Source organism: Neobacillus sp. WH10, from assembly GCF_030123405.1.
GTDB lineage: Bacteria > Bacillota > Bacilli > Bacillales > Cytobacillaceae > Neobacillus.
This window is the reverse complement of the sequence record NZ_CP126110.1, coordinates 722,961-735,833: the sequence shown is the minus strand read 5'-3', so window position 1 is coordinate 735,833 and position 12,873 is coordinate 722,961. Positions and strand designations below refer to the sequence as shown.

At 38.7% G+C, this 12,873-nt stretch carries 7 protein-coding genes; all 7 read right to left on the bottom strand.

The window, feature by feature from the left end:
- Nucleotide 1: 1 nt before the first annotated feature.
- The gene (locus QNH20_RS03395) at nucleotides 2–2,248 is read right to left on the bottom strand and encodes an alpha-galactosidase (RefSeq protein WP_283921528.1); all 2,247 of its coding nucleotides are present in this window, start codon (nucleotides 2,246–2,248) and stop codon (nucleotides 2–4) included.
- Nucleotides 2,249–2,523: 275 nt separating this feature from the next.
- Nucleotides 2,524–5,556, bottom strand: a complete 3,033-nt coding sequence (gene lacZ, locus QNH20_RS03390; protein ID WP_283921527.1) for a beta-galactosidase, LacZ type — start codon at nucleotides 5,554–5,556, stop codon at nucleotides 2,524–2,526.
- A 40-nt stretch (nucleotides 5,557–5,596) separates the two neighbouring features.
- Nucleotides 5,597–6,421, bottom strand: a complete 825-nt coding sequence (locus QNH20_RS03385; RefSeq protein ID WP_283921526.1) for a carbohydrate ABC transporter permease — start codon at nucleotides 6,419–6,421, stop codon at nucleotides 5,597–5,599.
- Nucleotides 6,414–7,310: a carbohydrate ABC transporter permease gene (locus tag QNH20_RS03380; RefSeq protein ID WP_283923336.1), complete on the bottom strand. Its 897-nt coding sequence runs from the start codon at nucleotides 7,308–7,310 to the stop codon at nucleotides 6,414–6,416. Before QNH20_RS03380 ends, QNH20_RS03385 begins: the two co-directional genes overlap by 8 nt.
- Nucleotides 7,311–7,502: 192 nt before the next feature.
- A complete protein-coding gene (locus tag QNH20_RS03375) occupies nucleotides 7,503–8,792 on the bottom strand; it encodes an ABC transporter substrate-binding protein (RefSeq protein WP_283921525.1) in 1,290 nt (429 codons plus the stop codon).
- Nucleotides 8,793–8,972: 180 nt separating this feature from the next.
- A complete protein-coding gene (locus QNH20_RS03370) occupies nucleotides 8,973–10,745 on the bottom strand; it encodes a sensor histidine kinase (protein WP_283921524.1) in 1,773 nt (590 codons plus the stop codon).
- Nucleotides 10,746–10,759: 14 nt separating this feature from the next.
- The gene (locus tag QNH20_RS03365; protein ID WP_283921523.1) at nucleotides 10,760–12,316 is read right to left on the bottom strand and encodes a response regulator transcription factor; all 1,557 of its coding nucleotides are present in this window, start codon (nucleotides 12,314–12,316) and stop codon (nucleotides 10,760–10,762) included.
- Nucleotides 12,317–12,873: the final 557 nt, after the last annotated feature.

Genomic DNA, 12,873 nt, shown 5'->3' with positions numbered 1-12,873 from the left:
ATTACTCCATCCTTTTGTCTTTTTCACCTATGTCTATACTTCGCAAATAGAAAACATGTGACTGAAAGTCACCGCCGCGCTCAGCACTTTTGCCATTAACACCATTAAACTCAGTCGGAAGCTGAAGACCTACTTGCATTAGTTCATCTCCATAATAGGCCTGATTATTTCCGGCCACAGAATAGGCCGCAGTTTCATTCAACCCGCTAAGCCGTAACGTTTGCTGTTTCGGAGAATTTGGGGTTGCTAAAACCTTGTAGTACCCTACCAACGCTTCCGATTGGTCTTGACTAACAACCATCCATGCTGCTTCATTGTTCAAAAACGGGCTCAACAGTCTATAAAATAGACCATCACGAATTAAATCCCGGTGGTTTTTATAAAAAACGATCTGCCCTTTAATTTCCTCCCGCTCTTCTTCTGATAACGTAAGTGGATCTAATTCATATCCAAATGTACCAAAATAAGCAGTATTTGCCCGAGTCAAAAGTGGAGTTGTCCGTAATGTTTGGTGATTTGGGACTGCCGAAACATGCGATCCCATGCTATAAATCGGATAGGCGAATGATGTTCCATATTGAATTTTCAGCCTTTCAATGGCATCTGTATCATCACTCGTCCATGCTTGTGGAGCATAATACATCATTCCGGGATCAAATCTTCCTCCCCCGCCAGCACAGGATTCAAAAAGGACATGGGGGAACTCACTGGTTAACCTTTCATAAAGACTATATACTCCTAAAATATAGCGATGGAAAAATTCCCCTTGCTGATTTGAAGCTAATTTTTGTGAAAATGCTTCAGTAATATTCCGATTCATATCCCATTTAATGTAAGAAAGTTTAGTGAGTTTAATGATATCAGCCATTTCTTTATAAAGATAATCAACAATCTCAGGTCTAGAAAAATCTAATACAAGTTGGTTACGTCCAAATGTACGCTGATGTGGTGTGCCCACTGCCCAATCTGGGTGTTCACGATATAGCTCACTGTTAGGGCTAATCATCTCTGGCTCAAACCAAAGACCAAATTTCATTCCAATATTGGAGGTTTTCTTAGCCAAGCTTTCTAATCCATTGGGAAGTTTAGTTAAATCCACATGCCAATCACCGAGTGAGGATGTATCGTCATTCCTTTTCCCAAACCAGCCATCATCCAGGACAAACAACTCAATTCCTAATTCACTGGCTGACTTTGCAATTTTTACAAGCTTATCTTCATTAAAATCAAAGTATGTGGCTTCCCAGTTATTTATTAATATAGGGCGCTTTTCTTTCCTCCAATGAGCTGGGATTAAATTTTCTCGATAGAGTGAATGAAACGCCTGGCTCATCCCATTTAACCCCTTATTCGAATAAACCATCACCACTTCTGGTGTCTGGAAAACTTCATGAGGCAATAAATTCCACTTGAAGCCGAATGGATGAATCCCTACTGTTAGTCTGGCTGTATCGTAATGGTCTACTTCAACCTGCATGATGAAGTTACTGCTATATACAAAATTAAAGCCAAACACTTCACCCGTATGCTCCGTTGCTTCTAGTCTCTTTAAGGCTAAAAATGGATTATGATGGTGTGAGCTGGCACCTCGCAGACTTGAAATCGACTGATTTCCCATCTCGAGCCTCCGCTCCTTCACATGCCTTTCCCGGGACCAAGTCCCTGATAAATGAGTAAAAATAAAATCCTTATCAGGAAAGTCAACAGATGCTCCCATCATTCGATCAATCACTAAATTTTCAGTGCCGTAGTTTTTCAAGGAAGCGCTTCTCGTAATTACAGGTTTATCTTGAAAAATAGTATAATTCAAAGTCAGCTCCGCCTGAAGGAACTCATCCTTTAAAAGGATTTGGATGGTACTTGCCTTATCGCTATAAGTTGCGGGGAGACCCTCAAGCCGTGGCTTCCCTTCTAGGATTCTAAAAGAATCATATTTAAAATCCGGAACATTTGGTGCATTGTCTTTTCCAACAGAAATTGCAGGTTCCCGAAAATCCGAGTTTCCGTAAGCAGGGTACTCCTGACGCAACGTTTCTAGACTAAAAGCAGGATCATCCTCATAAACATGACAGCTTGCGGCTGTTGGTACATCATACGTTTGCAAATGGGAAAAATCACTTCGATGCCTTAATGCTTTGCCATAATAGAGATGGCCCAAGTGCCCATTCTTCATCACTTGAAAAATATAGCTCACCTTACCATTGCTTAAATGAAATTGCTGTTTTTCTAGATTCGTATGAATTAGCACAAAACATCACCTTTTCTTAAATTGGTTGCTAAAGTTTTGAAACGATGCTTATCTTTAAATAGCGGGAATTTGTCAAAAATCCCCCTATTGTAACTTTAGGAATTACTAATCAATTACCTTTTACATTAACAACTTCAATATCATCTATGGACAGGATCTTACGGGTGCGGATGAATGAATCTGGATATTTAGCTAACTAAAAATAGGATTATTTCTTTTACCTGCTGAAACTTAGCTAGAAAAGAGTCCATGCTGCATGGACTCTTCCCTAGTATTTAAACCCTATGAATCATAAACTCAAATTCCATGTCTTCGTTTGCATGAATGAGGTGTTCATCATGAACAGGTGCACCCCAGCTGTCGTCTCCGCCAACACCCATCTGCCTTCCTGCCACCGTTACAACGGTATAATGAATATTCGGAAGCTCGTAAACATGGTAGGCATTTTCGAGTTCGAATGCTGTATATGGTGAAAAATTGCACTCCAGCGGTTTGTCCACAGAAGAAATTCTAATTCCTTGACCATCACTGTTCATCACACTGACTCGGCGGACTCCGGTTCGGTTGCCTGACTCCTGCGGGAAACAATAGCCTGATAGATTGTCAGTTACTTGATTATTAAAGATACCGAGTCTTGCCCCCGCCGCACGGTCAGAGTAGTTTTCTTCTGGACCTAGTGCGTACCACTTAAGTTGTTCATAATCAGCTAGGACCTTAAAGGAAACCGCAAAGATCGGAAGCTGAGGCAAACACTCAGCGCCCTTATACGCAGACTTCACACGGACACTTCCATCTGGATAAACGGTGTAAACAATCTTAACCTCGATATCATTGTTAATCGAGAATTTATAAGTAAATGCAATGCTCACGTGACTCTTGTTTTCTTCAACCTGGACATCCACACATTCCCTTGCTAAGCTCGCTGCGTACCAAAGCCCGGAATGGAAGCTTTGAGAAAATCCTCGATCATTATCTGTTGTTGCTCTCCAGAATAACGGTGCCGGTGGAAGAGCAATCATTTCTCTCCCCCCATAGTTCAAGGAAACTAAACTACCCACCTGCTTCGAGAACATAACAGTAAAGTCCTTTCCGTGAACACCAATATTGACATCACCGTGAGCAACTCGCAAATCTCCACTTGGAACACCTATATCCCTTGAACCCTTTTGGAAAATAAACTGACCGAAGGCAATCTCATAACCCACATCTGCCCAACCTGTGCTTTCATTCAACTTTAGTGAAGTTTGAATAGAATATTCACCGTTAGCGGCTGCGATGTTTGCAGGCCAGTTAAACTCGAAACGTCCCGCACTTTGTGGTTCAACAGCTGCAAAAAGAGTGTTTCGATACAATTCCTTGCCCTCAAGGAATAGGGAATACTCCAACTCATAGTCTGCTGTATTAGAGAAAAGGCTCTCATTTTTTACCATTACACCAGTTTGATCCACCACCAGCTTAAAGTCCTGATATAAATACTTCACTTCCTGCATCTTTGGGGAGAGTTCTCGATTCGCATAGACGATACCATTTGTACAGAAATAATAATCTGTAGGACGGTCGTCAAAATCGCCGCCGTATGCTAAAAATTCCTTGCCATACCGGTCCTTCTTGATTATCGACTGATCAATATAGTCCCAAATAAATCCGCCTTGATACATAGGGTATTTCTGCTCTAAATCCGTATATTTGTACATACCGCCTAGTGAATTGCCCATTGCATGCATATACTCGCAGCTAATGTAAGGCTTTTCCGGATCTTCACTTAAATACTTTTCAATATCAGCAGGCTTCGCATACATGCGGCTTTCCATATCGCTTGTTTCGTTATAATCACGTGCGTGGAATACCCCTTCATAATGAACAAGACGGCTTGGGTCCACCTTCTTGAAATATTTAGAAACACTAAGAATGACTTCACCTGCATATGATTCATTACCACACGACCAGATTAGGATAGAAGGATGATTCTTATCCCGCTCTACCATTGATATAGCTCGGTCCATGACAATATTCTCCCATTCCGGCTTGTTGCCGGGAATGTTCCAGGACGGCTCAACTGCACCCATCTTTTGCCACGACCCATGTGTTTCCAAATTCATTTCATCGATGACATATATGCCATATTCATCGCATAAATCGTACCATAAGCTCTGATTTGGATAATGTGAAGTCCGAACGGCGTTAATATTATGGCGTTTCAGCGTTTTAATATCCCAAAGCATATCTTCCTTTGTAATCGCACGGCCTCTACGGCAATTAAATTCATGACGGTTTACACCCTTAAAAACGATACGTTCACCATTGAGGCGCATAATCTTATCAACAAGCTCAAATCTTCTAAATCCAACCTTTTGAGGAATGACCTCTACCAAACTGCCGGACTCGTTATAAACGTGAATAAATAGCTTATACAAATATGGATTTTCGGCACTCCATAATTTTGGAGTATCAACTGGAATAGAAAATGTGCATATTCCACCACCTAGAACAGCATCCTTCTTCGCTATTAACTTTCCCTTAGCATCGAATAACTCGGCCATGATTTTTGAAGGGACTGAAGCAGCTGGTAAAAGTTTAAGGTCTGCTTGTAATGTTCCTTGCTTAAAAGAGGCGTCCAATTCTGCACGAACATGTGCATCAAAGACATGAATCTCAGGTACCGTATAGAGATAGACATCCCTGAAAATACCAGAAAACCTCCAGAAATCTTGGTCTTCGAGCCAGCTGCCCGTGCTCCGTTGATAAACCTCAACGGCCAGCTTATTCTCCCCATCTATGAGAAATGGAGTAAGCTCAAACTCGGCCGGAGTAAAGGAGTCCTCACTATAGCCTACGAATTCACCGTTTAACCATACATAAAAAGCAGACTCTACGCCTTGAAAGGAAATATATAATGGTTTATTTTTCATATGTGCAGGAATAGTAAACAATTTCACATAGCTTCCTACAGGATTATGATCCTTTGGAATCTCTGGCGGTCTGATTTCATTATGGCCATCCCATGGGTACATGGTATTTACATATTGTAGTTTCCCATACCCCTGAAGCTGAATATGCCCTGGCACGGAAATATCTCCCCAGCCTGAGCAATTGAAATCAAGCTGAAAAAATTGTTCCGGACGATTGGCTGGATTAACATTATAGGTAAATTTCCAATTACCGTTCAATTCATGTCGTAACCTCATTGGAGCAGCACTTTTTGCCTCCTCCATCGTCTGGTAATAAACGTGATCGGAATGGGCAGGAATACGATTAACAGCAAATACATTTACGTCTGATAACCAATTAATACTTGGAACCTTTGTCATAATCTCTTACACATCCTATCTACTTACTTTTTCAATCGAACTATTTCACGGAACCCATCATACCAGCAACAAAATGCTTTTGCATTATGAAGAAAATGAGTGCAACTGGCAGGGTTGCAATAACAATGGCTGTCATATTCATTCCAAAGTCGGGTGAGTAGCTTGATCCGAGGTTTGAGATAAGCAGCGGAATTGTCTGATTCTCAGGTGATTGCAAAATAACTAGCGGCCACAAATAACTATTCCAGCTGGCCATGAACGTAATGATAGCCGCTGCTGCATAGGTTGTTTTCATTGTAGGAACATAAATCCGGAGGAATATACCTAATTCCGATAAGCCATCAATTCTTCCAGCTTCTAAAATTTCCTTTGGAAACATCTTTGTGCTTTGTCTAAAGAAAAAGATAAGAAAAGCGGTAGTAACCGTCGGTAAAATGACTGCTGACATTGTATCAATCCCAATCATCGGCATATTTTGAGAAATATTCCCAAACATCCTAAATAACGGTACCATTAAAGCCGCAAAAGGAATCATCATGGAAAGCAGCAAGAAGTTGAACAAAAAGTCCTTAGACTTACTTTTAAAAATTTCAAATCCATAGCCAGCCAATGAGGCAATTAACATGCCAAGAATGGTTGTGGTGATCGAGATCTTCGCCGAATTCATTAATGCAGGTACAAGATCAACGGTGTCCAGCAGATTGTGAAGATTTTCGATAAAATGACTGCCCGGCAATAACTTCCCCTTCGTGACCTCAACAGATTTATTTGTCGAGCTTACTATCATCCATAGAAATGGAAAGATGGAAACAATGGATGCAATGATAAGGACTGTATAGCTGAATATTCGTTTAAGGTTACTCATTTTTATCACCTGCTACTTTAAACTGAATGATAGAGAAGATGACGATCATAATGACTATGGCATAAGAAACAGTGGCGGCATAGCCAAAATCAGGGGTATATTTAAACGATAAATTGTAAATGTACTGAGAAATCGTCATCGTCGCATTTCCTGGCCCGCCCTTGGTAATATTCATGACTTCATCAAATAGCTGAAGCGTACCAATCGTTGAGGTAATTGAGGTAAATAGAATAATCGGCTTTAACATTGGAATTGTGATTTTAAAAAATTGTTGAACCGATGACGCACCATCAATTTTTGCCGCTTCATAGATAGATTCATCGACATTTTGCAGAGCGGATAAATAGAATATCATGTTATACCCTGTCCAGCGCCAAGTGATCGCTATAATAATCGCAACTTTTGCCCAAAAAGGATCTGTAAGCCATTGAATCGGCTCCGAAATAAGTGAAACCTTCATTAACATGATATTAACAATTCCATCTTGACCAAACAAATATTTAAAGATAACGGAATAAGCAACAAGAGAGGTTACGCATGGTAAAAAAATAGCAGTTCGAAAGAATCCCTTTAGCTTCAACGATTTATTATTTAATAAAACAGAAAGAAACAGAGCCAGCAAAATCATTATTGGTACTTGAATGATTAAATAGATCACCGTATTTTTTACTGTGGTTAGGAAGGTTGGATCCTTAAATAAACGTACATAATTATCAAAACCGGTAAATGTTAAATTGGCACCAGATCCTGTTTGAAAAGACATAATAAGCGCCTGAATCATTGGGTAGAAATAAAACAAACAGATCAACACGGCAGCAACTAGAACAAAGGACCAGCCAATAACAGCGTTTTTTGCTCGAAGTTTCCGGCCTGATTTTGCTGTTTGCAGGCTCTGGCTATGTTTTGCTTTTGCTGTTATCACAATTGTCAACTCCTCACATTGTTAGTAAAAGAAAAGAGCCTCAGAACTTCGCCTGACACATCAGATTGCTCCGTTAAACAGAATAGGAGAAGCCGGCGAATTTCCGAGGCTTATTTTCTTATAAATATTGATTTGATGTGTTCCTTTTTGCTTGTTTTGTTATTTAATTTGTTCTTCTGCTTGCTTTTGGGCATCTTCTAACACTTTGTCTAGATCTTTACCTTTTAGGTAGTCTTGCATTCCGACTGCTAAAATGTCTTCAATCGCATACGTATGCATCCCATAGTTTACTTGAGGAATCTTCTCTGTCCATTTAGAGAAATCTTCAACCACTTTCTGGCCGCCAAAAAAATCGTCTGCAGCTTTATAAGCTTCTCCTGCTGCTGCTGGTTTGTATGTACCGATAGCACCCATTTCCTTATTTAAGGTTTGATAGAAATCAGCGTTGGAACCGAATGTCTTAGCAAGGAAGTCAACTGCTTTATCTTTACCTGGGACGTTAAGCACATACCAAGAGCTTCCGCCTAAGTTGGTTGCATTCACAGAACCTTCAATACCGGATTGTTTTGGCATTGGAACGACTGCCCATTTACCTGATTGTGATGCTTCGGCCTTGATGGAAGGTGTAATCCAGTTACCCGTTGGAACAGTGGCGACATCACCTTTATTAAAGCCTGCTAAAAACTGACTCCAGTCAGAAACAGGTTTCACTAAATTAGCATCTAATAGATCTTTATACGTTTTGAATGCTTCCTTAAGTGCAGCGTTGTTTGCTAGGTCAGGTGTTGTGCCATCCTTCTTCAAATACCAGGAACCGCTTGATTGAATCATCATCCGAATAAGACCTAGATCCTTCGGATCCTGTGTAAGCATTGGTTTGCCTGTTGCTTCTTTTACCTTTTTCCCAATCTCGATGTACTTGTTCCAATCGATATTTTGTAAATCCTCTACTTTATATCCTGCTTTTTCTAAGTAATCTGTTCGAACATACAATCCAGCTACCCCTGTATCGAACGGAATTCCATAGTTCTTACCATCTAGGCTGGTTGGAGCCATTTTATACTGTGCAAAATCGTCTGCTTTAAAAGAATCCGTTAGTTCTTGGAACATATCCGGATAGGCTTTTAGGAAGCTTTGCGCACGATAATCTTCAATTAATACGATGTTCGGTAGCCCTTTAGTGGTACCTGAGCTTAGACTGGTGTTAAGCTTTTGAACGATATCATCTTGGGCATTTTCAACGATCTTGATCTTAAGATCTGGATTTTCTGATTTATAAGCGTCCTTTGCTAGATTCATTGCCTTAATATTAAAATTCGGGTCCCATGCCCAAACCGTTATTTCTTTTGAATCCTTTGCCTTGCTGGAAGTATCTGTCTCTTTTGATCCAGAAGAACAGGCAGTTAGCATTAAGATACTAACTAAAAAGAGTGCTAGTATTTTTTTCATTGATATTCCCCCAAGCATTCATAATTTTTTTGTAAGCGCTACCCAACTTACAAGGATTATGTTATCACCTGCCGGAACGTAACAGTTAGGAAGATATTTTTAATTGATTGTATTATTTTTATGAGATGAATACGCTTCCAATTGTTTACTTTGGATTATTTTTAGATTTTATGAAAATATTTATATATTCTTAATTGGAAGTTCGATTCGAACCTTTGTCCCCTTACCAAGTTTACTGGATATGGTTACACCGTATGGATCACCATAAATCAGCTGAATACGTTCATTTACATTCCGTACACCGATACCCGAGAAATGCTGCTGTTTCTGCTTTGTACTAGGAAATTTGCTTTCTGAAGAGACTTCCATTCCATCACCGTTATCTACCACTTCACAAATCAGCTTTTCACTTTCTTGCCAAATAAGAACATTAATATATCCTTCAGGCTTACGATTAAAACCATGAAAGAATGAATTCTCTATAAATGGCTGAAGGATTAGTTTTGGGATTGGGAGGTCCATACAATCCGGTGCCACGAAATAGTTCACTTTTATACGATCTCCGTATCGCTTTTGATTAATAAATACATAATTTTTTAAGGTATCTACTTCCTGCTTCACCGTAATAGTTTCATTGACATTACCAATTGTATTTTGCAACAACGATATCAACGCATTGATGGTAGCTTCTGCATCTTCTTTCCCACCCTGTTGTACCATGAATTTAATGGAGGTTAACGTATTATAAAGGAAGTGGGGGTTAATTTGCCGCTGCAGGGCAGCTAGTTCTGCATTACGTTGCTGCTTTTGCGCTATCACAAGTTTATCCACATACTCATGTAGCTCATCGAGCATCGTGTTAAAGGCATTTCCGATTTGTCTTGTTTCATAAGTACCCGTTTCAGAAACATACTTATCAAAGTCATACTTCGGGGCATTTGCAATTTGTTTAACCAGCCTCGATAAGGAATTCGTCAATCTCCTTGATGCGAGAAACACAATAATGAGTGCAACAAAAACGATTCCAATACAGATTAGGACGATCTGCCTTTTGTTAATTAAATCGCCGACTGCTTTCTGTTTGTCAATTACATTGAACAAATACATATCAAAGGATGGTAGATATTCCATAAAAATAATTTGATCTTTGCCTCTAAAGTTTTCAATGATGTATTTATGTGGATTGTCATTTATTTTTGCCGCATAACTAAGAAGATTGTCTGCTTTTTGCCCAATCAGTTTAGCTTGATTACTTGAAACAATGGAGCCATTCTTGTCCAATATGAACACATCATTCCCGGGATTTGTATAACTTGAATACAATTTTCTAAATTCGCTTTCTTGGATAGCCAAATACATAGATCCGTAAACTTTCCCGGATATCCGGTCCATGAATGCCTTGGAAGCAATAATCACATTGCTCCCCTCTAGTCCTGTGGTCTTATTCATACGTTGATCATATTGATACATGAGCCTTTTTGGTTCCTTTAGTGTATTCTCGGTAATAGCACTCATTTTCAGTTCTTCATCAGAGATCGGCCAGAAATTACGGTCAGTTACATAATTGACTCCATTTCTTCCCGCCACAACAATTTCGATTTCATAGGCGTCTAACATAGATTTAACATGCTTCATCTGCTGAGACATACTATAAATAGAACTCATTTTCTCTGCGTTGGATTGCTCTTCTGTCAGCATTCTTTTAATATTCCCACTTTGAAGGAGCTTATTTGATGCGATGACGACTGAATAATTAAGCGACTCAAAGCTTCCTTTTACCTGACTCATCACTTTAGAGTTGGTAATGCTAAACTTTTCGATAAAAAATTGTTCCGACATCCGAATGGTCGTCCAGGTGATGGTGACGGAAACTGTAATAATGATCATGACTGTAATGAAGAACATGACAATAAACAAGCCGTTATGCTTAAAGCGATCAGGAATGAAATTCATATCTGTACCAACTCTTATCTTAAGTTTTGTTTTCTTTTATATTGACTCGGAGATAATCCCTTCATTTTCTTAAAAACCTTACAGAAATAACTGTGATCCGAATAACCAACCATACCGCTGATTTCGGAGATACTAATGTCTTCATGAATTAACAGTTTAGTTGCTTCCTCAATCCTGATTTTATTTAAATATTCAATAAACCCTTCATTATTATGAGTCGAAAAATAACTTGATAGATAGGAAGGATTAAAGTGGAAATGTTTCGCTACCTCTGTCAGGGTAAGCGGCTCTGCATAATGGTCCATAATATATTCCAGCAGCTTCCTCATATTTATATTATCAAGCTGATTTGGCTGCGCGATTAAGCATTTATTTACCTCTTCGATAAAACATTTCAATAGTTGGACTGTCTCTTCTGCTGTACATGCTTCATCTATAGAATTAAAATACGTATACTTACGGCCTTCTAATTCCTTCACATCATAATCCATATTTCCTAGAAGAATCGTGATGTTAAAAATAATGTTCCCAAAAAAAGCTTTATATTCAGAAATATCGGTCGTATAACACCTTGATAATGTAGTTACATGATCCTGCAAATACTGGAAAGCCGAATTAAAGTGTTTTCGCTTCAGTTCACTAGTAAACCAGTCCAAATTAAAGCTGTTACAGGTTGGAGGCTGCTCAGGCAAATCCTGTTTTAATAATAATGGTTGATACGAGAGATAAAATCGATAGCTTAATAGCTTTAGAAGACTTGTTTTATAGATACTTCCTATCTGTGAGAAATCTTCAAATTCCTCTGTCAGAACGAATCCAATACCATGCTCGCATTCAGCTAATTGTTTAGCAAAGGGTATTATGTCTTCCCTTTTCTCCCTGTTCATATTTAGAATGTATACGATTACATTTTGATCGAACATAAAAGAATAGTACGCAGTCTCTTCCAAATTAAAATCAAGTTCCTGTTCCACTTTTTCTTTAAGTGCTATTGTAAATTCGGCACTATCTTTAGATGGATGCCTCTTTATATCAAGTCCCAATAAAAAATAATGGCTATATGGGAACAAGTTGGAAAGTGAATCTAGCTCATAATTGACCTCATAACCAGCAATCAACTTATTGATAATTTGGTCGATTGAGGGTTGAGCGCCTCCCTCTTTTTCGATATTCTGTAATGCTGGAATTTTGCTGGCGGCAGTCTTTAAGACTTTTAGTAGTCCTTGTGCATCGAGCTTTGGCTTTAGTATATAATCAACAACACCACTTTGGAAGGTGGACCGTACATAGTCAAATTCTCCAAAACTGCTTAGAATAATAATTTCAATTTGTGGATATCTTTCTTTTACGATTTTCGTTAACTCTTCCCCATCCATTATGGGCATCACGATATCCGTCATGATAATATGCGGTTTGGCAATCTTTATTATTTCAAGCGCTTCTTGACCATTGGAAGCTTCACCTACGATTAAAAACCCTTCCTGCTCCCAATCAATATAGTGCTTAATCCCCTGCCTAATTAATATTTCATCGTCTACGATTAGTATTCTGCATAATTCACCAACTGCCAACGTAATCCCCCCAAGATCAAGATAGATATATAATAATTTAATTACATAATATTCATTTTGAAATGGTATTGAATATATTTCCACTCTATCACAAACAAAATAAAATAGAAGCAAATGTAAAAACATCAGTTCTTAAGATACCGTTATGTCTCTTGTAACAGAAAAGGTGTCAAGTACACACAGACATTTGTCCATGTTAGGTACTGACACCATTATCCTGTCTTATTTATTTTTTTGGCTCTATTAAATTTTTATGTTGATTTTCCTACAAAAATTCAGGGGAAACCCACATTTAGCAGGTTTCCCCAAACTTTCGTGATTTACCGTAAAAGGTAATTGACAATGGGAGGCAAAATTAATAATAGTACAGAGATTGATGTTAAGAAATTAGTAACTTGTTGAGGTAGCTTTTCTTTCTCTTTTCCATTGTACCAACCATTAAATTGCCATTTGTTCCTATAAGTAATAAACAACAATAACAAAATAGCCAAAGAACCTAACCATTCATATTGGGTTACGCCTAATGATTTGTAAACATAATTTAGAACGGAATAAAA